Annotated in this window: 19 protein-coding genes and 8 tRNA genes; 17 read left to right on the top strand and 10 right to left on the bottom strand. The window is 59.5% G+C overall.

The window, feature by feature from the left end; genetic code table 11:
* Positions 1-217 precede the first annotated feature (217 nt).
* A tRNA-Pro gene (locus tag AC1AX7_RS08235) sits at positions 218-291 on the bottom strand.
* 136 nt (positions 292-427) lie between these two features.
* On the opposite strand from AC1AX7_RS08235, the gene lysS reads away from it, so the two are divergent.
* From lysS to AC1AX7_RS08220, 3 genes are all read left to right on the top strand, one after another.
* On the top strand, positions 428-2,107 hold the full coding sequence (lysS, locus tag AC1AX7_RS08230; protein WP_476509595.1) for a lysine--tRNA ligase: 1,680 nt from the start codon (positions 428-430) through the stop codon (positions 2,105-2,107).
* 117 nt (positions 2,108-2,224) lie between these two features.
* Positions 2,225-3,274 carry a 1,4-dihydroxy-2-naphthoate octaprenyltransferase gene (menA, locus tag AC1AX7_RS08225; RefSeq protein WP_476509594.1) on the top strand — a complete coding sequence of 350 codons (1,050 nt, stop codon included), beginning with the start codon at positions 2,225-2,227 and terminating at the stop codon, positions 3,272-3,274.
* 84 nt (positions 3,275-3,358) lie between these two features.
* On the top strand, positions 3,359-4,099 hold the full coding sequence (locus tag AC1AX7_RS08220) for a phosphoglyceromutase (protein WP_476509593.1): 741 nt from the start codon (positions 3,359-3,361) through the stop codon (positions 4,097-4,099).
* Positions 4,100-4,263: 164 nt separating this feature from the next.
* Here AC1AX7_RS08220 and phoU read toward each other — a convergent pair whose 3' ends face one another.
* Entirely contained in the window at positions 4,264-4,944 is a 681-nt protein-coding gene (phoU, locus tag AC1AX7_RS08215) for a phosphate signaling complex protein PhoU (protein ID WP_476509592.1), read from the bottom strand.
* A gap of 208 nt (positions 4,945-5,152) precedes the next feature.
* Here phoU and AC1AX7_RS08210 point away from each other — a divergent pair, with 208 nt between their 5' ends.
* Positions 5,153-6,325, top strand: a complete 1,173-nt coding sequence (locus AC1AX7_RS08210; RefSeq protein WP_476509591.1) for a sensor histidine kinase — start codon at positions 5,153-5,155, stop codon at positions 6,323-6,325.
* 88 nt (positions 6,326-6,413) lie between these two features.
* Here the strand turns inward: AC1AX7_RS08210 and AC1AX7_RS08205 are convergent, their stop codons facing one another.
* A complete protein-coding gene (locus tag AC1AX7_RS08205; protein ID WP_476509590.1) occupies positions 6,414-6,668 on the bottom strand; it encodes a DUF2530 domain-containing protein in 255 nt (84 codons plus the stop codon).
* 75 nt (positions 6,669-6,743) lie between these two features.
* On the bottom strand, positions 6,744-7,886 hold the full coding sequence (serC, locus tag AC1AX7_RS08200; protein ID WP_476509589.1) for a phosphoserine transaminase: 1,143 nt from the start codon (positions 7,884-7,886) through the stop codon (positions 6,744-6,746).
* Positions 7,887-8,190: 304 nt separating this feature from the next.
* Here serC and AC1AX7_RS08195 point away from each other — a divergent pair, with 304 nt between their 5' ends.
* The 3 genes from AC1AX7_RS08195 (at position 8,191) to AC1AX7_RS08185 (ending at position 11,284) form a co-directional block, all read left to right on the top strand.
* Entirely contained in the window at positions 8,191-9,165 is a 975-nt protein-coding gene (locus AC1AX7_RS08195) for a CHAP domain-containing protein (RefSeq protein WP_476509588.1), read from the top strand.
* Positions 9,166-9,311: 146 nt separating this feature from the next.
* On the top strand, positions 9,312-10,061 hold the full coding sequence (locus tag AC1AX7_RS08190; RefSeq protein WP_476509587.1) for a C40 family peptidase: 750 nt from the start codon (positions 9,312-9,314) through the stop codon (positions 10,059-10,061).
* A gap of 182 nt (positions 10,062-10,243) precedes the next feature.
* The gene (locus AC1AX7_RS08185; RefSeq protein WP_476509586.1) at positions 10,244-11,284 is read left to right on the top strand and encodes a universal stress protein; all 1,041 of its coding nucleotides are present in this window, start codon (positions 10,244-10,246) and stop codon (positions 11,282-11,284) included.
* Positions 11,285-11,409: 125 nt separating this feature from the next.
* On the opposite strand, the gene AC1AX7_RS08180 is transcribed toward AC1AX7_RS08185, so the two are convergent.
* On the bottom strand, positions 11,410-11,823 hold the full coding sequence (locus tag AC1AX7_RS08180) for an OsmC family protein (protein ID WP_476509585.1): 414 nt from the start codon (positions 11,821-11,823) through the stop codon (positions 11,410-11,412).
* A 261-nt stretch (positions 11,824-12,084) separates the two neighbouring features.
* On the opposite strand from AC1AX7_RS08180, the gene AC1AX7_RS08175 reads away from it, so the two are divergent.
* The 3 genes from AC1AX7_RS08175 to AC1AX7_RS08165 all read left to right on the top strand — a co-directional run bounded on the left by AC1AX7_RS08175 (position 12,085) and on the right by AC1AX7_RS08165 (position 14,276).
* Positions 12,085-12,885 (top strand): thymidylate synthase, encoded by an 801-nt coding sequence (locus AC1AX7_RS08175; RefSeq protein WP_476509600.1) that lies wholly within the window; start codon positions 12,085-12,087, stop codon positions 12,883-12,885.
* Positions 12,886-12,932: 47 nt separating this feature from the next.
* Complete coding sequence (locus tag AC1AX7_RS08170; protein WP_476509584.1) at positions 12,933-13,595, top strand: dihydrofolate reductase; 663 nt, start codon at positions 12,933-12,935, stop codon at positions 13,593-13,595.
* Between the two features lie 183 nt (positions 13,596-13,778).
* Entirely contained in the window at positions 13,779-14,276 is a 498-nt protein-coding gene (locus tag AC1AX7_RS08165; RefSeq protein WP_476509583.1) for a low molecular weight protein-tyrosine-phosphatase, read from the top strand.
* Positions 14,277-14,372: 96 nt separating this feature from the next.
* On the opposite strand, the gene AC1AX7_RS08160 is transcribed toward AC1AX7_RS08165, so the two are convergent.
* A tRNA-Phe gene (locus AC1AX7_RS08160) sits at positions 14,373-14,448 on the bottom strand.
* Positions 14,449-14,496: 48 nt separating this feature from the next.
* Positions 14,497-14,570: transfer RNA gene (locus tag AC1AX7_RS08155), tRNA-Asp, on the bottom strand.
* A 180-nt stretch (positions 14,571-14,750) separates the two neighbouring features.
* Here AC1AX7_RS08155 and trmB point away from each other — a divergent pair.
* From trmB to AC1AX7_RS08125, 6 genes are all read left to right on the top strand, one after another.
* A complete protein-coding gene (trmB, locus tag AC1AX7_RS08150) occupies positions 14,751-15,557 on the top strand; it encodes a tRNA (guanosine(46)-N7)-methyltransferase TrmB (protein ID WP_476509582.1) in 807 nt (268 codons plus the stop codon).
* 224 nt (positions 15,558-15,781) lie between these two features.
* Positions 15,782-15,853: transfer RNA gene (locus AC1AX7_RS08145), tRNA-Glu, on the top strand.
* A 21-nt stretch (positions 15,854-15,874) separates the two neighbouring features.
* Positions 15,875-15,948 (top strand) — tRNA-Asp (locus AC1AX7_RS08140).
* Positions 15,949-15,989: 41 nt separating this feature from the next.
* A tRNA-Phe gene (locus AC1AX7_RS08135) sits at positions 15,990-16,062 on the top strand.
* Positions 16,063-16,099: 37 nt separating this feature from the next.
* Positions 16,100-16,171: transfer RNA gene (locus AC1AX7_RS08130), tRNA-Glu, on the top strand.
* A 21-nt stretch (positions 16,172-16,192) separates the two neighbouring features.
* Positions 16,193-16,269, top strand: a tRNA-Asp gene (locus AC1AX7_RS08125).
* A 112-nt stretch (positions 16,270-16,381) separates the two neighbouring features.
* Here AC1AX7_RS08125 and AC1AX7_RS08120 read toward each other — a convergent pair.
* From AC1AX7_RS08120 to AC1AX7_RS08110, 3 genes are all read right to left on the bottom strand, one after another.
* The gene (locus tag AC1AX7_RS08120) at positions 16,382-16,564 is read right to left on the bottom strand and encodes a hypothetical protein (RefSeq protein WP_476509581.1); all 183 of its coding nucleotides are present in this window, start codon (positions 16,562-16,564) and stop codon (positions 16,382-16,384) included.
* 441 nt (positions 16,565-17,005) lie between these two features.
* Entirely contained in the window at positions 17,006-18,193 is a 1,188-nt protein-coding gene (locus AC1AX7_RS08115) for a LysR family transcriptional regulator (protein WP_476509580.1), read from the bottom strand.
* A gap of 258 nt (positions 18,194-18,451) precedes the next feature.
* Entirely contained in the window at positions 18,452-19,498 is a 1,047-nt protein-coding gene (locus AC1AX7_RS08110) for an aldo/keto reductase (RefSeq protein ID WP_476509579.1), read from the bottom strand.
* Between the two features lie 589 nt (positions 19,499-20,087).
* Between AC1AX7_RS08110 and fucO the strand changes: the two genes are divergently transcribed.
* Positions 20,088-21,239 carry a lactaldehyde reductase gene (fucO, locus tag AC1AX7_RS08105; RefSeq protein WP_476509578.1) on the top strand — a complete coding sequence of 384 codons (1,152 nt, stop codon included), beginning with the start codon at positions 20,088-20,090 and terminating at the stop codon, positions 21,237-21,239.
* Positions 21,240-21,355: the final 116 nt, after the last annotated feature.

The following is a 21,355-nucleotide window of genomic DNA, read 5'->3' as shown; positions in this document are numbered from 1 at the left end:
GCCCGAACCCCGACGACGTCAACGCGTACGAATCCGGGTTCGGCATCAGGAAGGGGTGGGTCCACTGAGCGAAAAACACTTCATTAGACCCACATTTTGTTACTTAAGCCGCGCAAGCAGATTCCTCTTCAATGAATTCTCCCGGGGATTGCGGCGTGAAGTGCCATGGCGTGCAGAATATAAAAAAGAACCGCCGTTTCCGGCGGTTCTTCATGGGTCGGGCTGGCGGGATTTGAACCCGCGGCCTCTTCGTCCCGAACGAAGCGCGCTACCAAGCTGCGCTACAGCCCGTTTTTGCAACGGGTGATACTTTACGTCATTTCAGGCGAAATGCAAACATCGGCGTGTCGCGCTTGCGGAGCGTGATTTTGCAGTCGGATAAAACATATAAAAGGCGTGTATCGCCGTATCGCTACACTGTTGGCATATGAGTGACATTGAAGAAACCCTTGAAAACACCAATGAAGAAGAGTGCGCCGTTCCTGCGATGACCACTGTGGAACGCGCTGAAATGCTGCTTGATCAGGATGCCTCCATTCGCGCGAAGATCGCCGCCGGCGCGACGCTGGAAGAGGCCATCGACCCGGGCAATAAGGAATTCGGCCCGTCCGCGCACCCGGAACAGGTGCAGATGCGTGTGGCCAAGCGCGCGATGATGTTGGAGAGCGGCGTCAACCCGTACCCGGTGACGCTGGATGTGACGCATACCATCGAACAGGTGCGCGCCGAGTATGACGGCAAACTGGAGGCCGGCGACGAAACCGAAGACGTGGTCGGCATCGCAGGACGTGTGCTGTTCCTGCGTAACGCCGGCGGCCTGTGCTTCGTGCAGCTTTCCGCGGGCGACGGCACGAAGATCCAGGGCATGATCTCCAAGAAGGAGATCGGCGCCGATTCGTTGAAGCAGTTCAAGCAGCTGGTCGATTTGGGCGACCACCTGTTCCTGAAGGGCCGTGTGATCGCCTCCAAGACCGGCGAACTGTCCGTATTCGCCACCGAATGGGCGATCGCGGCCAAGGCCCTGCAGCCGCTGCCGGCGCTGCATAAGGAGCTGAACGACGACACCCGTACGCGCAAGCCGTATATCGGCATGATCGCCGACGAGAGGATCCGCGACATGGTGCGCAACCGCTCCAAGGCCGTGCGTTCCATCCGCAATACGTTCGCCGAGCATGACTTCCTCGAGGTCGAGACGCCGATGCTGCAGACCGTGCACGGCGGCGCCGCGGCCCGCCCGTTCACCACGCATATGAACGCCTTCGACCTGGACCTGTATCTGCGTATCGCGCCGGAACTGTTCCTGAAGCGTTGCCTGGTCGGCGGCATCGACCGCGTGTTCGAAATCAACCGCAACTTCCGCAACGAAGGCGTCGACGCCACGCATGCCCCGGAATTCGCGATGCTTGAGGCGTATCAGGCATACGGCAACTACGATACGATCGGCGCCCTGGTCAAGGAACTGATCCAGCGCACCGCCATGGACGTGTACGGCTCCCATAAGGTCACGCTGCTGGACGGCACCGAATACGATTTCGGCGGCGAGTGGAAGACGATGAGCATGTACGACTCCCTGTCCGAAGCGTTGGGCGAGGAGATCATCCCGAACGGCGGTCCGGACAATCCAGGCACCTCCGTCGAACACCTGGGCGCCATCGCCGACAAGCTCGGCGTGGAACGCGACGACGTCGAAAACCACGGCAAGCTGGTCGAACACCTGTGGGAGCACTTCTACGAAGACAAGCTGTACGAGCCGACCTTCGTGCGTGACTTCCCGGTCGAAACCTCGCCGCTGGTCAAGGGCCACCGCAGCAAGCCGGGCGTCGTGGAGAAGTGGGATCTGTACGTGCGCGGCTTCGAGCTGGCCACGGGCTACTCCGAGCTCAACGATCCGGTGGTGCAGCGCGAGCGTTTCGTCGCCCAGGCGAAGGACGCGCTGGCCGGCGATGAGGAAGCCTGCGACATCGATGAGGACTTCCTTGAGGCCCTCGGCGTCGGCATGCCGCCGGCGGGCGGCACGGGCATGGGCATCGACCGTCTGCTGATCGCGCTGACCGGCGCGACGATCCGCGAGACGATCACCTTCCCGCTGGTAAAGCCTTTGAACTGAATGGCCGTCGGCTGAACGCCGCTGACATCCCGTCATGCAAGGCGTATGCAGGGCAACATCCAAGGCATACGCTTTCATGACGGGATTTTTATATTCCCACCCCTTACGATGGTGCCTATGACGAAGACGACGATGATGCTGTGGCTGCAGGGGATGCGTCCGAAGACGTTGATGGTCGGCGTGGCCCCGGTGATGATGGGGGCGACGGCCGCGTGGCTGCGCGTGCACGAGCAGCGGACGGAATGCATCGCGGTGGTGCGAGACGGCGGCGCTCTTCCTGAGAACGCCTACCCCGCATGCGGCAGTTCGTTCATCGGCTCCGGGGCATGGTTCTGGCTGTATTTCGCGCTGTGTCTGGTCGTCGCGCTCGGTCTGCAGATCGCCGTGAATTTCGCCAACGACTATTCCGATGGCGTCCGTGGCGTCGACGCAGGCCGCGGCGCGGACGGGACGACGTCGAACAAGCCTCGTCGCCTGGTCGCCTCCGGAGTCGCGCCGAAGAAGGTGTTGCTCGCCGCCGGCGTCTTCGCCGGCGCGGCCTGCGTGGCGGGATTGGCGGTGGTGTCGCTCAGCGGATGCTGGCCGTTGCTGCTGGTCGGCGTCGCCTGCCTGATCGCCGGCTGGTTCTACACGGGAGGCCGCAATCCATACGGATATCGCGGATTCGGCGAGCTTGCCGCGTTCGTCTTCTTCGGGCCCGTCGCAGCGGGAGGCACGTATTATGCGATGATCGGCACCTTCGATCTGCGCTTCCAGCATGTGCTGCTGGCTTCGCTGATCGCGGGATTCAATGCGGTGTCGCTGATGCTGGTCAATAACATTCGCGATATCGACGGCGACAAGGCCGCGGGGAAACGCACATATGCCGTTCGCGTCGGCAAGACGCGCGCGATGAGCATGCTGTATGCGATGCTGACGAATTCGCTGATCATCAGCGTCCTTTTCATGGGCACCTACAGCATGGATTGGCTGGGCGGCTCCGGATTGGAGTTCTTCGCGGTCTCCATACCGGTGTTCACCTGCGCGATCGCGGCGTTCCGCAATATACGACGCACACGATGGAATCGCGCCCTGCTGTGGACCGTCGTGTTTTCGCTGGTCACCGCGCTGTGCTGGAGCGTCGTTTTCGCAGGCGCCGCCGAATGCGTGGCGGCGTGGGCGGTATGACATTCGCGTCATATCCGCAAAGCGACATGATAAAAAAGGGAAAAATGGCGCGCGCGGGGCATCGCGGGCGGTAGACTGTGCAGTATGACCTACAAACTAGTACTGCTCCGTCATGGACAGAGCGCATGGAATAAAACCAATCAGTTCACCGGCTGGGTCGATGTCCCGCTGACCGAACAGGGCGTCGAGGAAGCCAAGAACGGCGGCCGCCTGCTCAAGGAGAAGAATGTCCTGCCGGATATCGTCTTCACTTCGATGCTGCGTCGTGCCATCAACACCGCCAACGTCGCACTGGATGAGGCCGATCGCCTGTGGATTCCGGTCAAGCGCAACTGGCGTCTGAACGAGCGCCACTACGGCGCCCTGCAGGGCAAGAACAAGACCCAGATCCGTGAAGAATACGGTGACGAGAAGTTCATGCTGTGGCGTCGTTCCTATGCCACCCCGCCGCCGGAAATCGATCCGAACGACGAGTATGCGCAGAACAACGATCCGCGTTACGCCGGCGATCCGGTTCCGGAAGCCGAATGCCTGGCCGATGTGGTCGAGCGCGTCAAGCCGTACTTCGAATCCGACATCATCCCGGAGCTCAAGGCCGGCAAGACCGTGCTGATCGCGGCCCACGGCAACTCCCTGCGCGCCATCGTCAAGATGCTTGACGATCTGAGCGAAGAGGAGATCGCCAAGGTCAACATTCCGACCGCAATGCCGCTGCTGTACGAGCTGGACGAAAACTTCAAGCCGATCAAGCCGCGTGGCGAGTATCTGGACCCGGAGGCCGCCGCCGCCGGCGCAGCCGCCGTCGCAGCCCAGGGACAGAAGTGATCTGACCGCAAAGCTTTGCAAGCTGTGATCGAAGAACCGCCGACATTCCGTCGGCGGTTCTTCCGTATGCGCCTGTGACGCCGCATTATGGTTGTGGCCCGTGAATCCATGCGGATCCACGGGCCACAAAACGGTCAGCGCTTTCGGGATGCCGCCGCCGCGATTCAGTCGGTCATGCCTTCCTCATCACGGGCCGGTTCCTTGCTCGGATCGAAGCCGGAAACGATGAATACGACACGACGTGCCGCGGACACGGCGTGATCGCCCAGACGCTCCATGAAACGTCCGATCAGCACCACGTCGATCAGCTGCTGGTTCGTGCCGTTCCAATCCTCGGACTGCACCAGTTCGAAGGACTTCCTGTGCAGGGCATCCAGCTTGTCGTCGTCGATGATGATCTGTTCGGCGACGGAAGCGTCGCGCACGGACAGCATGTCGACCACGCGGTCGGCGGTCATGTCCAGGAATCCCTGCATCTGGGAGAACAGCTCCACAGCCTCATCCGGCAGCGGGGAGGACGGGTAGGTGCGACGTGCGGATTCCGCGATATGGCGGGCAAGGTCGCCCATACGTTCGAATGTGGTGGCCAGACGCATCGTGGACACGACCACGCGCAGATCGGTGGCGACCGGGTTCTGCTTGGCCAGCAGCTTCACGCACTGGTCGACGATGCTCTCCTCCAAGGCATCGATTTCGATGTCGCCGTCGATAACGGCCTGTGCGGCTTCGATGTTCTGATGAAGCAGCGCTTCGCCGGCGCCATTGACCGCCTTGCGCACACCTTGCACCATGCGCTCGAGGTCATCGGCCACGGCCTTGAGCTCCTCATTGAAAATAACGCGCATCTGATTCGCCTTTCATGTGGTTTTCCAACCGGTCTAGGGTATAAGCCTTTTCAAGTCTATAGTTTGCGGCCCGCATTCTCCATCATATTGGCTAAAAGCCACGCCGCGTTCAGGTACTGTTCATGTAAGGGTCGCCTGCGGGACATATCGTATGGCGGTTCCTTCGGCCCCGAGTGTTGCATTCACTTGGGTGTGTGACAATAAGCATATGTTTAAAGCTAGGAATTCCGCTGATGCCGCGTCGCCTTGGCGGCGACGCCTGTTGGGGCGACGGCTCGACCATGACATGGATGATGAAGAGTCGGACGACCTTGATGCCGCGACGGCGACGCTGCTGTCGATCCTGCCGCAGGCCTCCATCGTCGTAGGGGAAAACGACGAGGTGATCCGCTCGAATCCTGCGGCGTATTCATTGGGCATCATCCGTGACGACGTCATCGTCAATGAGACCGTTCTTTCGGCGGTGCGGGAGATTCGCGGATCCGGCGGAAAACGTCAGTTCAATCTGACCACGAACACGCCTAGACGTGACGGCTGGACGCGGATCGAAACGCAGTCGCGCCATGCCGAAACCACGCGTGTGCGGTCCGGCGCTTCGGTGAGTCGACCGAATTGGCTGAAGGTCACGGTCGGGCGCATCGATAAGCGTTTCGTGGTGGTGCTGATCGACGATATCAGCGAATCCATCCGCTTCGCGCAGGTCCGGGAATCCTTCATCTCCAATGTGTCCGAGCAATTGCTCAAGCCGACGCAGGAATTGGAGAAGCTCGCCGATTCGCTGGAACACGATCGGCTGGACGAGGAGACGGTGCATCAGGACGCGCGCATGCTGCGCACCTCGTATAAGCGCATGAGCCATATGATGTCGGATCTGCTGCTGTTGATCCGTGCGCAGGAGCCCATCACCTCCACGGAAGACAACAAGATCGGCGTGATGGATGAGCTGCGTGCGGCGATAAAGGAAACCCGCCCGCAGGCCGAAGCCTGTGACGTGAGCATTCATCTGGAAGGCGAAGAGTCACTGATGATGCATGACGAATCCGACCAGATCCGTATCGCCGTGGTCAAATTGTTGGAGAACGCGATCGCCTATTCGCCGCAAGGTTCGCAGATCAGTCTTTCCGCGCACGCATCCGAGGATGGGCATGACGTGATGATCCGCGTCATCGACCGAGGCTGCGGCATAGCGCGCAGCGAGCAATCGCGTATTTTCGAACGATTCTATCGTGGCGCCAATCAGAACGAGCGTTCGGCGGAGGGCATCGGCCTGGGATTGGCGATCGTCAAGCATGTCGCGTTGACGCATCACGGCAATGCGACGGTATGGAGCAGTCCGGGGCAGGGGAGCACCTTCAATCTGATCGTGCCTGCCGCTGTCTGAAGCTGAGGTCTGAAGTCGGAATCGGCCGGATTCGTGGATTCCAAGCAATCCACGAATCCGGCCGATTCAATTCAATGTCGGTGCCGGTTCACTGGCCGAGCCGTCGGTAATCCCAACGGTCGAAATGCTCCCAAACCAAAAGAGCCACGCCGATGACCGTGCCTGCCGCGCATATCGTCCGTATGCCGTCAATGTCGAATCCGGCGGCGTCAAGAATGAGGCATACCGCCAAGGCAACGGCCCATAGCGCGGTGATGACGGTGAATATCTTGCGCAAGTCGACGCGAACGGGCTTCGGCGCTTCGCGGCGGACGCCGGGGTCGATGATCGGAGCGAACTTCATGGTCCCTCATTGTAGCGGCATCCGGCGGTCGGCGGATGAATTCGCGATTCCCTTCGCCGACCGCTTGAAACGCTGCTACAGGTGTTCGACGACGTAGTCGACGCACTTGGTCAAAGCGATGACGTCCGACGGCTCGACGGAGGGGAACACCCCGACGCGCAGCTGATTGCGCCCAAGCTTGCGGTATCCGTTGACGTCGACGATGCCGTTGTCGCGCAATGCGCCTGTGACCTGTGCGGCGTTGACCGACTCGTCCAGATCCACGGTGACGACGGCCTTGGAACGCGCTTGCGGATCCGTGACGAACGGGGAGGCATAGGAGGACTGTTCGGCCCAGCGATACAGCAGCGACGACGACTTGTCGCAACGCGCCGCGGACCAGGCCAGGCCGCCGTTGCCGTTCAACCAACAAATCTGATTCTCCATCATGATCAGTGTCGCCAGCGCCGGAGTGTTCAGCGTCTGGTCCTTGCGGGAATTCTCCAATGCCGAGGTCAGCGACAGGAACGGCGGGATCCAACGGTGCGTGCCGGGCAGGCCCAGATTGCGCTCAATCGCATAGGCGCGCTCCACCGCGCGAGGGGAAAGCACGGCCACCCACAATCCGCCGTCGGATCCGAATGCCTTCTGCGGGGAGAAATAATAGGCGTCGGTCTGGCTGATGTCCACGTCAAGGGCGCCGGCTGCGCTGGTCGCGTCGATGATCGTCAACGCGCCCTGGTCCGAAGACCCGTCGATGCGTCGTACCGGAGCGGCGACGCCTGTCGAAGTCTCATTATGCGCCCAGCAGTATGCGTCAACGCCTTCCGTGTATTCGGGCAGCCTGTACGTTCCCGGCTCGCCTTCGAAAATCGCCGGTTCCTCCAGGAACGGGGCCTTTCGTGCGGATTGGGCGAATTTGCCGCTGAACGATCCGTATACGCCGAATGCGGCTTTGCGGGTGATCAGGGATGCGCAGGCGAGATCCCAGAACGCGGTGGCGCCGCCGTTGCCGAGCACGATTTCATAGCCCTCCGGGACGCCGAAGAATTCGGCCAATCCCGTGCGGATGGAAGCGACGATCTGCTTGACCGGTGATTGACGATGCGATGTTCCGAGCAGACTGGTCGCCCCGTCGTCAAGCGCGGCGATCTGCTCCGGGCGGATTTTGGTCGGTCCTGAACCGAAACGGCCGTCTTCGGGTAGCAGGGATTCGGGAATCGTCACTGTATTGCTCATGTGCAACAGCGTAGTTGCGAAGCATATGACACGCCCGGATTGGAAACAGTATGCGGACAATCTTGTGATTTGGCTGTGGTCATGGCAAAACCTTGCTGTGCAAGGGATGAAACATTATTTTGTGTCAATAGTGTGATGATGATTCCAACGAAAACGATTGATGAATGACCGGTCCACGTTGTAGTCTTCCAAACTGTGACGGTAGAGTATGGCGCCACCGCGCATGAGAAGCTATGCCTCTGGCATGTATGCGCCCCCATAGTCACGAGGCGTCCTATGAATCCGGCAAGGAGTTGATTTATTTATGAAGCATGCGGCTCATAAGGCCTCAGCGATTTCATACGAACCGCTTGACCTGGTCAGGTCGTTGTTCGCGCCGAGTCGTGGAACCCACACGGCGAAGGCCGTTCGTGCGGTTCGGATGGCTGATGGGAACGGCGCGGTGCTTGGGCTCGACAGTGAGGTCATGGCGAAGCTCAATGAGGTTGCTCCGCTGAGCCGGCGTTCCATCCGCGAAGCGGCACGCGCCGCCGAACGGCGTTCCACTTTCCTTACTTCCGCATCCCTCGCTGCGTTGGTGGGTACCGCCGCGACCGCCATGGCGCTTACCCGCACCGATGATTCCGCTCCCGTCGTGGCGGACCCGGCCACCACGACGACGCAGCTCAAGCGTGTGACGGTGGATGCCGCATCCCGTTCGACCGAACGTGAAGCGTTGACGATCACCAATGGCGTGGCTGATGCCGCGACCGAATCCACCTCCAACACGGAAGCCGACGGAAGTTGGCAGCTGGGCGATACCAATGTGGTGACCGACACCGATCAGATGTCCAAGTCCATCGCGCAGAATCCTAATGTCGCCGTGTTCATGGACGAGGATTACAGTCTGCTGCCCGCGGGGTTCAATCCGAACCATAGCACCGGAGACAGCGGCAATACCTACCCGTACGGCCAGTGCACGTGGTGGGCCTATACCCGTCGCGCCCAACTGGGGCTTCCGGTCGGCAGCCACTTCGGCAACGCATTGAGCTGGGGGAATTCCGCCGCGGCTCTCGGCTATTGGGTCGACGGCATTGCTCGCCATGTCGGCGACATCGTCGTCTTCGCTCCCAATCAAGCCGGTGCGGACGGTTATTACGGGCATGTCGCCATTGTCGAGAAAATCAATGCGGATGGCTCCATTGAAATCTCCGAATCGAATGTGCAAGGTCTGGGCGTGATTTCCAATCGCACCTTCACCGCTCAGGAAGCCGCCCAATTCACCTATATCCATTACTGATACCGTGGCGATGTTCGTATGCCCGGCCTCATCGAAAGGCCGGGCATACGTATGTTTGCCCATGTCGGCGTGTCGCGCGATATTCCGTGCTTCAGCGAATGCCGGTCACTCAACGCGCGAAATATGCGGTGTTAGGTTATTCACTGATGAGCATTAAGAAGCGTTTAAGTTCCATATTGGTGGCATTGGCCGCGGCCGGTGCGATGATGGTCATGGTCGTGCCCGTCGCCGAAGCGGCCGGCGCATCCGGGGATTCCGTCGCAGTCACCTCCACTCGTTCCTTTCCCAAGGTCAACACGGCGAAGAAAGACCTGCTTGCCGAGGCCACTTCCACTCAAGTGGAATCGGATTCCGATTGGGGCGGCATAGAAAGCCTGGACGTTCCGCAGACCGAAAGCCAAGCGGAACGGGAGCAGCGTGAGGAGCAGGAAGCGCGGCAGAAAGCGGAACGGGAAGCGCAGGAGGCCGCAGCGGCCAGCAGGGCCTCGGACCGTGAGGCGATCGCATCCGAATCGACCTCCACGACGGTCAATGTCGACCCGCCTGCCAGTGCCGATGCCGGCGCCTTGGCATCATATGCTTCGCAATTCGTCGGATATCCGTATGTATACGGTGGCAACCAGCCCAGCGGATGGGATTGTTCGGGCTTCACCCAGTGGGTGTTCGCCCAGTTCGGCTATGACATCGGACGCACTACAAGTGAACAGCTCAATGCGGGAACGGTCGTGTCCGATCCGCAGCCGGGCGATCTGATGATTTCAACCGATGTATCGCACGCCGGCATCTACATCGGCAACGGTTTGATGGTTCATGCGATGAACCCGTCATTGGGTACGCGAATCAGCCCTGTATCCTCCGTGACACCGAGCACGTATTACTACATCCGGGTGTTCTGACGGCCTATCATCCGCGGATTTTCCGCAATGCGGCGACGGCGTGAAGTGCGTCTTCCTGTACGGGAAGACGCACTTTTATTTTTTTTTTTTCAGCTGCGTTGACGGAATTTTCCGCATTATCGCGGTATCGTTTTAGCTAAAGCGATGCATAGCGGCATCGTTGCTGACTAAAGGAGGTTGTCATGATCAACGAGAAGGCAATCCTGGTTGGAGTCGATGGTTCTCATGCCAGCTATAAGGCCACGTGGTGGGCCGCGAACTATGCCAAGCATGCCGGGCTGACCCTGCAAATCGTATGCGCATATTCGCTGCCAAGCTATGCGGCGGTGTCATTCGACGCAACATACACGTCGATGGGGGATGACAATGCCGCCCATAACGATGCACAGGAGATCCTTGCCAAGGCCAAGGCCATTGCGGACGAGCAAGGCGTGGAAGCGGATACGCTGATCGTCACCGGAGACCCGGCATCCGTATTCGTGGAATTGTCCCGCAACTACAATCTGATCGTCATCGGAAACCGCGGCAAGGGCGGTCTGGCGGAGCGTCTGCTCGGCACAACCAGTTCCAGCCTGCCCGCATACGCGTATTGCCCGATCATCGTCGTGCCGTACACCGATGACGATGGCAATCTGATGCATTTGAACAACACGATCACCAAGGTCGCCGTCGGCTCCGACGAATCCAAGTGGGGATTGAAGGCTCTGGAGATCGCGGCGGCCTTCGCCGACACGTGGGACGCCGAACTGGACGTCATCTCCGCCGTACCCGACATCCAGGGAACGGACGCCGAATCCGGTGTTCTGGAATCCTATATGGAAGATCTGAACGTCCGGATCAAGCCGTTGCAGGAGACCTATCCGAACCTCACGATCAACAAGACCGTCGTCCAAGGCTCCGCGGTCAACGCATTGACGCAGGCCAGCAAGGACCATGACGTCGTGGTCGTCGGATCCCGCGGCCGAGGCGGCTTCACCGGTCTGCTGCTCGGCTCCACCAGCCAGGGACTGCTCCAGCATTCCGTCACTCCGGTGTACGTGGTGCCTCGCAAGTATGTGGAGGCAGCGGAAACGCGTCTGAACACCGTTCCGGGCTCGCCGGCCGAAGTCCCGACCAAGCCGATCGACGACATCAAGGGCGTCGAGGAAGTCCCGATCGACAAGGCCGCGCCGGAAGTCGTCGAAGCGATCGAAACGACCATCGATCCGCATCGTCAAAACTGATATCAATCGGAATCGGCATTCCGAAGGACAATCGAATATCGACCGGCGAAACGCAAGGCCGCATCACAATGAATTCTCATCGTGATGCGGCCCTTTCATATGCGCTTCCAATCATCGGCGCCGGATCAGTGACGGATCGTCACATCCAGGCGGCACGGCGTCTCCTGCTTGTAGGTGTGCTGCACCGTGCAGCCCTTGTCGACATGACGCGTGATGCGTTCCTTGAGCTTGTCGGCGTCTTCGTCGCTCAGACCGGCGTCGATGGCGTCGACGACCAGCTGCTCGTTGAAATTGATGTAGGAATCCGTGTCGGCGTCATATGTGCCGTCCACAACGATCTTCGCGCCCTTGCCTTCGCCCAGCGTATGCTCGATGGCGAACTGGCTCGACAGCGCGGCGCAACCGGCCAAAGCGATCTTCATCAGGTCGCCCGGAGTGAACACGCCCTTGCCCTTGCCGAATTTGATGTGGGCGCCGTCGTCGCTGAAAGCATCCCAAGAACCGTCATGATTGCGCTCGACCCACAGACGCTTGCCCATGGCATCCTCCTCGTGATTACGTATACGGATATGATGTGCGGATTATTCCGTGCGGCGTGGCATACGCCGGCTTCCCTTCCAATGTAGCGCGTATACGGTGTGCGAACACGCGCACATCTCGCTGCGCTGATTTATTTCGCCGACCGTCCGTGACCGTTTGCGGCGCGATTCGCTGTTATGCTGGAATGCATGGCTTTGACTTCTGAACAGCTTGCTGACATTCGCGCCCGCATTCCCGCACGCCCGCAGACGGACATTCCGATGCCGTACGAGGATCTCGTACGCAAGATCCTCAACGAAGGCACCCTGAAATCCGACCGCACCGGCACCGGCACCATCTCCCTGTTCGGACAGCAGATGCGATTCAACCTGCAGGACGGCTTCCCGCTGCTGACCACCAAGCGTGTGTTCTTCAAAGGCGTCGCATACGAGCTGCTGTGGTTCTTGAAGGGCTCCAACAACATCAATTGGCTGCTCGAACACAATGTGCATATCTGGGACGAGTGGGCCGACGAAAACGGCGATCTCGGACCGGTATACGGCGTGCAATGGCGCAGCTGGCCGGCACCGACGCCGGAGGATCCGAATCGCACGATCGATCAGATCTCCAATGTGCTCGATCTGATCAGGAATCATCCGGATTCGCGACGCATGGTCGTCAGCGCTTGGAATCCCGCCGAAGTGGAGAACATGGCCCTGCCGCCATGCCATGCGCTGTTCCAGTTCTACGTGGCCGACGGCAAGCTGAGCTGCCAGCTGTACCAGCGCAGCTGCGACATGTTCCTTGGCGTGCCGTTCAACATCGCCTCCTACTCGCTGCTGACGATGATGATGGCGCAGCAGGCCGGCCTGGAGCCGGGTGAATTCGTATGGACCGGCGGTGACTGCCACGTGTACGACAATCACATCGACCAGGTGTTGGAACAGCTCGGTCGTGAACCGTATCCGTACCCGACGATGAAGATCCGCAAGGCGGACTCGCTGTTCGACTATGACTACGACGACTTCGAAATCGTCGATTACCGGCATCATCCCACCATCAAAGCGCCCGTCGCCGTCTGAGCCAGCCGTTAGACTTCTGCCCTAGTTCGACTCAAGGAGAAACTGAAATGGAGCATGATAGTAGCCTTAACGGCTATCACGAACCCGTGCCCGGATCTGCCGGGCTTGAAGACATCGAAGAGGATTGGGGAGACGATTTTCCCAAGGTCTTCTCGGTGAATCTGATTTGGGCGCAGGCCTGCGATAAGGAAGGTCGCGAAGGCGTCATCGGATTCAAGGGCGGCATGCCCTGGAGCCTTCCCGAAGACATGAAGCGATTCAAGGAGCTTACCGTCTCCCATCCCGTGATCATGGGACGCAGGACTTGGGAATCCTTGGATAAGAAGTTCCGCCCTCTGCCGAACCGCGACAACATCGTCGTGTCTCGCAATCTCGAATATCCCGCGATCGGGGCCACCGTCGTCGACAGCCTGGATGCGGCCCTTGACCTGGCCCGTCAGGAAGCCATTCCGGATGACGGACTGGACCGCAGTGAAATCTGGATCATCGGGGGAGCGGAAATGTTCCGCGAAGCCATGCCGTTGGCCGACAAGGCGTACGTCACGCAGATCGGCGCCCGCGTGGATGCGGACACGTATGCCCCCGACATCATGGAGATGGTCAATAGCGGCGCTTGGAGCATCATCGAAGAGACCGAGTGGCGCAATACGGTGAAGGGCTCCGATTTCATCACCGGATATCGTTTCGTCATATTCGCGAAGAATCGATGAATCGCTTGTACGGCTTCAGCAATGACCCTGTTGGTGAAACAGGGTCATTGCATTCATCCGCGTTCAATGCGGGCGTATCGCATTGAAAACATTGAAATCGTTGAAATCATTGAAAACAGGGGAAGCGTATCCAAAGCGCTTTTGCCTGGTTATTCAATCCCATTCAACAGGAAGAGGAAACTCATGTATACCGTGATGACCGTCTGCACCGGCAATATCTGCCGCTCTCCGATGGCCGAGATCATCCTGCGTACCGAATTCGAGCGTCGCGGCCTGTCCGATCGCGTCAACGTCGAATCCAGCGGCGTCAGCGACGAAGAATACGGCAATCCGATCGACCGTCGCGCCGTGCGCGTGCTGAAGGCGCGTGGCTATGAAATCCCCGCGCATCATTTCGCGCATCGCATCGAACGTGACGAAATCGAACGCACCGACCTGTTTCTGCCGATGACCGCATCGCATATGCGCGCGCTGCTGCGCCAGCTGCCGGCCGATAAAAAGAACGGCGTGCACATGTATCGCAGCTTCGATCCGAATCTGCCCAAGCCGGCGCCTGGACATGAAGCCGATATCGATTTGGTTGATCCCTGGTACGGCGGTCCGGCCGATTTTGAAATCGCCATCGATCAGATCGAAGCCGTGGCGCCGTATATCGCTGACTGGGTCGAACAGCAGCTTTGATCGGCTGCCGACGGCCGGTCCGGTAGTCCAGTCCGATAGGCCGGTCCGGTGGCAGGTCCGAAAAACGCGAAAAGCCCGCCGAGAGGCGGGCTTTTTTGGTGGCTCCGAGCGGCATCGATCCGCTGACCTAACGATTTTCAGTCGTTCGCTCTACCAACTGAGCTACAGAGCCAGTGAACAGTTGAAAAAACCCGGCATGGAAACCGGGTTCTACCATTCGCGACCACGACCGGACTTGAACCGGCGACCTCCGCCGTGACAGGGCGGCGCTCTAACCAACTGAGCTACGCGGCCGTTGTTTCCCGCATGTGCGAGGCAACGAATAGAAATGATACCGATGTTTTCGACGTACGCAACTCCCGGCGTGTCCTGCGATTCGGAATGGCAGTGGCGGCGGGGTCGCGTCATTCCGCCGGCGTTCTGCGGAGCCGTCCTTCGGGGGCGTTCGTTCCGTGCGGCCGGTATAAAAGAGGTATGCAGGAAAACGAACAGGAACAGTTGAAATTCCGTCCGGTGTTGTCTTTCGTACGCCGCTCCGGGCGTTTGGATGCGCGTCTGCAGCGTGCGTGGGATAACTATTCGGATACGTATCTTCTGGATATCAATGCCGCCGAAGGTTCGCTGAATGTTTGCGAAGATCTGGTCGTGGACGCGCGGTTCGTCGCGGAGCATTGGGGCAATGGTAATCCGCTGACCGTGGAGATCGGCACCGGGCAGGGCGAGAACATCGTCGAGGCCGCCGCCGCGCATCCCGAGCGTAACTTTCTGGCCGTGGAGGTCTACGATCCCGGTGTGGCGCATACGATGCTGCTGGCCGGCAAGCAAGGGCTCGGCAATCTTCGTGTCGCGCAGGTGAATGCGCCCGAATTGTTCAAGGTCATCGCCGACGGCGCAGTCGACGAGGTGTGGACGTTCTTCCCGGATCCCTGGCCGAAGATGCGTCATCATAAGCGTCGCATCGTGCAGCCGGAGCTTGCCGGCGACGTTCATCGCGTGCTGCGTGACGGCGGATGCTGGCGCATCGCCACCGATATCGAAGACTATGCGCTGCATGTGCATGAGGTGATGGATGCGCTGCCGTTCTTCCGTAATGACGGCGAACTGACGGTAAGCCTGCCGACGGAGCATGTCGGCAAAGGCAATGCGGAGGACGCCGCAGGGCTGCCGCACGCCGATTTCGTTGAGTCGGTGCGATTCGAAGGGCGTGTGCTGACCAATTTCGAAAAGAAGGGCTTGGATGCGGGCCGTGCGATTCACGATTTCACGTATCGTCGGATCTGATCGGCTGGCCGTGCGGTCCGGCGCTGTTTGGCGCGATTTGATGTGGTCTGGCGCGATTCGATGCGATTTGACGTGATTTAAGTCCGGCTTCGGTTGATTTGCCGGGGTATCTCGATGCCGGCGTGACGTGCGGATATGTGCGACACGCCGGTATTTGCGTAATGGTGATAGTCGTGTATATTTAATCAGGTTGTCGCGGCAAAGCGGCGGCAAAGATAACTTAAGCCCCCGTCGTCTAACGGTTAGGACACCAGACTTTCAATCTGACAACGAGAGTTCGACTCTCTCCGGGGGTACTCCTTGGCAACAAGGTAAACGGCCGCGTAGCTCAGTTGGTTAGAGCGCCGCCCTGTCACGGCGGAGGTCGCCGGTTCAAGTCCGGTCGTGGTCGCGAATGGTGGGTGTCCGGTCCTTCGGATGCAAACCGTTTTTGGCTCTGTAGCTCAGTTGGTAGAGCGAACGACTGAAAATCGTTAGGTCAGCGGATCGATGCCGCTCGGAGCCACTGGAGTTCGTGTGGAAACGCGGACTTGATAATTGAAGCCCCCGTCGTCTAACGGTTAGGACACCAGACTTTCAATCTGACAACGAGAGTTCGACTCTCTCCGGGGGTACTCCTTGGCAACAAGGTAAACGGCCGCGTAGCTCAGTTGGTTAGAGCGCCGCCCTGTCACGGCGGAGGTCGCCGGTTCAAGTCCGGTCGTGGTCGCCATTGAAACCCAGCCTTTGGTTGGGTTTTTTGTTTCCCTGGTCTTTGTGTTTCCTGTCTTTGTGTTCCCCGTTTCTCCGTTTCCCTGTTCTCCTGTTTCCCGTCTTCGTGTTCTTCATTTTTTCTGTTTGTCTGTTTCCCGCCTTTCCGCTTCGTGTTTCCCTGTTTGTTCGTTTCCTGCTTTCTTGTTTCCCGTTTTTCTGTTTCTTTTTTCTCGCCTTCCTGTCTTCCCGTTTTCGTTCGCGCCGCGCCGCCGTTCGAACTTGTCGCCAAGCGACGCCTCACACGGCATCTTCATTTCACCTTGACTCTTGCAGCCCTAAATCCTTCTGACGCTTTTGACCGCAACACGCCGCCGTCCGCGGTCAAAATTGTCGGAGGAATGGGGTTGCGTCTGCGCGATGGGTTTGTCTTACTGTACCTTCTGACGTTTTTGGTCGGGACACGCCGTGGTTTGCGGTCGAAACTGTCAGTGGGGTGGCTTGTGTCCTGTGTGAGAGGCCTGTCCTGTTGCATCCGTTGACGCTTTTGGTCGGGACACGCCGCCGTCCGCGGTCGAAACTGTCAGTGGGGTGGCTTGTGTCCTGTGTGAGAGGCCTGTCCTGTTGCATCCGTTGACGCTTTTGGTCGGGACACGCCGTGGTTTGCGGTCAAAAGCGTCAAGTGGGGTGGGACGTGCCGGTGTGAGGGCCGGCCAAGAGGGAAGGCATATAAAGGACGGGCGGTCGGAAGAGCGGGCTCAGCGGGAGGAGGATCGTAGGAACTCCACAAAAGCGGCGGCGGCAGGGCTTAGCGTGCGGCCGCGCTTCCAGATGACGGCGCCGCTGAAGGTGGACGGCGGCCGCAAAGGGCGGAAGCACAATCCCGGCAAAGGTTCGAAGACTTTAAACGAAGTCGCCAATCCTACGCCGCCTTTCACCATCATCATCCTGTTGAAATTCAAATCGCAGAACGCGGCGACATGAACGGCCCGCATCGCATCACTGCCCATCCAATCGGCGAATCCTTCGCGCACGCCTTTGCGCATAGGCAGAATCAATGATCTTCCTCTCAGGTCGTCCGGTCGAATGGATTTCCTCTTGGCAAGGGGATCGTCTTCTCTCATCAGGATTCCCGCCTGGTCCGTAAAAGGCGCGCGCAGATGATCATAGCGTTGCACGTTTATCGGGTCGACCACAAGTCCGAAATCGATGATGCCCTGTTCCAATCGCTCTTTCGCCAAATCGGCGGTGATCGAACGGATCTCGAAGCTGACTTCCGGATACCGTTTACGAAACGCCGCCATGTTCTGGGTCAGCCAAGTCATGTTGCCGGTTTCGGCGCAATCAATCGCAATCGTGCCGGAAAGCAAACCGTGCATTTCACGTATTTCACGCTCCATCCGATCCGCCAACTGCACCAGTTCCTGCGCGCGTTCACACAGCAGGCGACCTTCCGGGGTCAGCGATATACGCTGCGGGCCACGATGAAACAACGTCACGCCCAACCCATCTTCCAGGCCTTTAAGCTGGCGCGACAACGTCGACTGCGAAATCTGCAGCAATTCGGCCGCCCAAGTGATATTGCCCTCATCGGCGACCGCAAGAAAATATCGCAGCACGCGCAGGTCGACATTGGAGCGGAATCCTGTCTTATCGCCCGCGAAAATCGATGCCTGAGATTGCGAAGACACAGCCTGTGATGACGTTGCCCCAGTCGTCGGCAACGTCAACGCGATAGGCGGGGTGATGGTAGGCGGGGTGATGGTAGGCGGGGTGATGGTAGGCGGGGTGACGGTAGGTGAGATGACAGCAGGCGAGGCGGTATCGCGCGAGGTGGTATCAAGTGAGGCTACATCGGGTGAGGCGGCGTCGGACGAAGTGGCATCGGTCGAGGCGGCATCGGTCAAGACGATTGAATTGCGCTGTGACGAAGCGGATCTTTTCATGCGGACTCCCACCTTCCCGACGGACTGCATATGTTCATACATCGTTACGGAATCAGTGTAATGGAGCGAGCATGTCATGATGCCAGAATCGCGCAGCGGCATAAATCCGTTGGCGGATCCTGTGTTTTGTTACGCTGACGGTTGCTCAGCGTAACAAAACACAGGATCCGCCAACGGATTTGTTGCATGTTCCGTCCGCAGCCGCTCGAAAATCCGCAGACGGTCCCCGCCCCGGATAGAGGACCGCGGCCCGTCATGTCATGCCGTATGATCCGCATCGTCCTTCAGGGACGGGGCCAGCGTACCGGCAAGCGGGCGTTCGCCGGGGCGCGCCAGCGGGCCGACCAGTTCATGCGCGGTATACGGCTCCTCAAGATAGGCGATGTCGGCTTCGCTCAATCGCAGGCCGAGCGCGGCGACGGCGTCATCCACGCGTTCAGGCTTCGAACAGCCGACGATCGGCGCGGTCACGCCCCTCGCCCAATGCCAGGCAAGCGCCACCTGCGCCATCGGAGCGCCCAGTCGTTCGGCCACTTCGGCCACACGGTCGACAATGGGCATATCCTGTTCGCGGGCGCGGTCGTACTTGTTGCGCATGGTGCCATCCGTCGTGCCGCGCTTGGAAGACGACGCCCAGCCCGGATGCGCCAGATGGCCGGACGCCATCGGCGAATAAGGCGTCAACGCCACGTCATATTGGCGGCATACCGGGATCAGCTCGCGCTCGTCCTCGCGGTACAGCAGATTGTAATGGCACTGCATGCTGGTGAATTTCGTCCAACCGTTCGTCTCGGCCAGCGCCTGCAGATTATGGAATTGATAGGCGTACATTTCGCTGGCGCCAAGCGCGCGCACCTTGCCGGCCCTGACCAGCGAGTCCAAAGCCTCCATCGTCTCTTCGGCCGGTGTGTCATAGTCGAAACGGTGGATGATGTACAGGTCAAGATAATCGGTGCCAAGCCGCTGCAAAGTGCCGTTGACCTCGCGTTCGATGGCTTCGGCCGACAGATGCCCCTCATTGAAATACACTTTGCTGGCCAATACCATGCGGTCGCGCGGAATGTCCAATCGCTTCAAAGCGCTTCCGATGTATTCCTCGGAAGTGCCGAAGGCATAGCAATTCGCGGTGTCGATGAAATTGACGCCCTGTTCGTAGGCGTGAGCGATGATCCGCCGCGTCGCGTCCTCGTCGATCGTCCACTGATGGAAATCGGGGGATGCCTTGCCGAAGCTCATGCCACCGAGGCAAACCTTCGACACGCGGATCCCCGACCATCCCAGCGAAGCGTATTGCATATCCGTCATACCGGCTCCTTCTTTCCGCATCGTTCGATCATTGTCCGTATTCCATCATCGCGCCGACACGCCGTCGATGTCCAATGCGTGCAAGGCATGCGGCGCCATCACGTTCGCGCATGGACGCACTGCTTGGAGCGGCCCTGCGGTGAGGACCTCGCGGTGTTGTGTTTGCAGGGTTGAGGCTCATGGTTTTTGCGAAGCAGGTGTTGGCGGCCTGCAAAACGGAACGGGATGGGGATTGTGCTGAACCGCACTCCAAAGTTGGATCGGAAATATTCTGATCTGCTTGTCGAAGGTGTGTTTCCCATGCCGCAGGACAGGAGAAAGTATGTCAGCGACCGATATGCGCGATGTGTCGCCGGTCTGCTGCGTAGTGGCTGGAGCGCGGTCCACTTTTTGGGCCGGTGTCGGCGGAAGCGTAGAGACGGCGGGGCGTCGCCGATGGGGTGCGGCGGGGAGGCCGGGGGCACACGGAAAATGATTGCGCAACCATTCCCAGCAAAAACACAGGAACGGCATTACTATGGTGAAGCGACGGAACCCCGATGTCGAGAGATTCCGAACATGACGAGGCAAAGCTTCAAAGGAGGGCTTTATGGTCTACAGGATGATTTTCAATCAGACGGCGTATTTTGGTCGCGGCGCGATCAAGGAGATTCCGGGCGTTGCCAAGTCCCACGGCTTCACGAAGGCGTTCATCGTCACCGATCCGGTGCTGATGGAGACCGGCACCGTCAAGAAGGTCACCGACGTGCTTGACGAAGCCGGCATGCCGTATGAGATCTTCGACAATGTGCAGCCGAATCCGCCGGTCGAAAACATCAAGGACGGCGTCGCCAAGTTCGCGGCCTCCGGCGCCGACTTCCTGATCGGCCTCGGCGGCGGCTCCCCGCAGGACACCTGCAAGGGCATCGGCATCGTCACCGCCAATCCGGAGTTCTCCGACGTGCTTTCCCTGGAAGGCGTCGCCGACACGAAGAATCCGTCCGTTCCGATTTTCGGCGTGCCGACCACCGCCGGCACTGCATCCGAAACGACCATCAACTACGTCATCACCGACACCGAGCATAAGCGCAAGTTCGTCGCCGTCGATCCGCACGATATCCCGATCGTCGCCTTCGTCGACCCGGATCTGACCGATTCGATGCCGCGCGGTCTGAAGGTCGCCACCGGCCTTGACGCTCTGACGCACGCCATCGAAGGCTACATCACGCCGGGTGCCTGGAGCCTGTCCGACTGCCTGTCGATGCAGACCATCCGCATGATCGCGAAGAACCTCGCCAAGAGCGCCGATGGCGATGTCCCCGCCGGCGAGCAGATGGCATACGCCTCCTACATCACCGGCATGGCCTATTCGAACGTCGGCCTCGGTCTGGTGCACGGTATGGCCCACCCGCTGGGCGGCCGTCTGGGCGTCGCCCACGGCGTCGCCAACGGCATCCTGCTGGCCCCGGTCATGGAATACAACAAGGACTACACCGGCGAAAAGTATCGTGACATCGCCGACGCCTTCGGTGTTGAGGATGCATACACCGGCGATCTTGAAACGGTGCGCGACGAGGCCGTCGCCGCCGTCGCCAAGCTCACCCGAGATTTGGGTAATCCGACCACCATCAGCGAAGTCGGCGCCACCGAGGCCGATCTGGAAGGCCTTGCGCAGGACGCATTCAATGATGTGTGCACGCCGGGCAACCCGCGTCAGGCCACCAAGGAAGACATTTACGCCATCTACAAGAGCCTGATGTAATAGACCGGTCCCGAAACCGAGATATACGGAATCCCGTTTTCCGCAGGTTCGCGGAGGGCGGGATTCGCCTTTTTCGGGCCGTTCTTTCGCCTGCCTTCTGTTGTTCGTTTTCGGCT

This window comes from Bifidobacterium sp. LH_449, assembly GCF_056356755.1.
The sequence above is the reverse complement of the archived record's forward strand: the minus strand, read 5'-3'. Positions and strand labels throughout refer to the sequence as shown.

Coding starts and splice junctions, on each gene's coding strand:
- AC1AX7_RS08180 (WP_476509585.1), bottom strand. CDS start 11,823: ATGGGCAAGCGTCTGTGGGTCGAGCGCAATCATGACGGTTCTTGGGAT.
- AC1AX7_RS08185 (WP_476509586.1), top strand. CDS start 10,244: ATGATCAACGAGAAGGCAATCCTGGTTGGAGTCGATGGTTCTCATGCC.
- trmB (WP_476509582.1), top strand. CDS start 14,751: ATGCAGGAAAACGAACAGGAACAGTTGAAATTCCGTCCGGTGTTGTCT.
- AC1AX7_RS08110 (WP_476509579.1), bottom strand. CDS start 19,498: ATGACGGATATGCAATACGCTTCGCTGGGATGGTCGGGGATCCGCGTG.
- AC1AX7_RS08220 (WP_476509593.1), top strand. CDS start 3,359: ATGACCTACAAACTAGTACTGCTCCGTCATGGACAGAGCGCATGGAAT.
- AC1AX7_RS08170 (WP_476509584.1), top strand. CDS start 12,933: ATGGAGCATGATAGTAGCCTTAACGGCTATCACGAACCCGTGCCCGGA.
- AC1AX7_RS08190 (WP_476509587.1), top strand. CDS start 9,312: ATGAGCATTAAGAAGCGTTTAAGTTCCATATTGGTGGCATTGGCCGCG.
- fucO (WP_476509578.1), top strand. CDS start 20,088: ATGGTCTACAGGATGATTTTCAATCAGACGGCGTATTTTGGTCGCGGC.
- phoU (WP_476509592.1), bottom strand. CDS start 4,944: ATGCGCGTTATTTTCAATGAGGAGCTCAAGGCCGTGGCCGATGACCTC.
- menA (WP_476509594.1), top strand. CDS start 2,225: ATGACGAAGACGACGATGATGCTGTGGCTGCAGGGGATGCGTCCGAAG.
- AC1AX7_RS08210 (WP_476509591.1), top strand. CDS start 5,153: ATGTTTAAAGCTAGGAATTCCGCTGATGCCGCGTCGCCTTGGCGGCGA.
- lysS (WP_476509595.1), top strand. CDS start 428: ATGAGTGACATTGAAGAAACCCTTGAAAACACCAATGAAGAAGAGTGC.
- AC1AX7_RS08195 (WP_476509588.1), top strand. CDS start 8,191: ATGAAGCATGCGGCTCATAAGGCCTCAGCGATTTCATACGAACCGCTT.
- AC1AX7_RS08205 (WP_476509590.1), bottom strand. CDS start 6,668: ATGAAGTTCGCTCCGATCATCGACCCCGGCGTCCGCCGCGAAGCGCCG.
- AC1AX7_RS08120 (WP_476509581.1), bottom strand. CDS start 16,564: ATGAAGATGCCGTGTGAGGCGTCGCTTGGCGACAAGTTCGAACGGCGG.
- AC1AX7_RS08175 (WP_476509600.1), top strand. CDS start 12,085: ATGCCGTACGAGGATCTCGTACGCAAGATCCTCAACGAAGGCACCCTG.
- serC (WP_476509589.1), bottom strand. CDS start 7,886: ATGAGCAATACAGTGACGATTCCCGAATCCCTGCTACCCGAAGACGGC.
- AC1AX7_RS08115 (WP_476509580.1), bottom strand. CDS start 18,193: ATGAAAAGATCCGCTTCGTCACAGCGCAATTCAATCGTCTTGACCGAT.
- AC1AX7_RS08165 (WP_476509583.1), top strand. CDS start 13,779: ATGTATACCGTGATGACCGTCTGCACCGGCAATATCTGCCGCTCTCCG.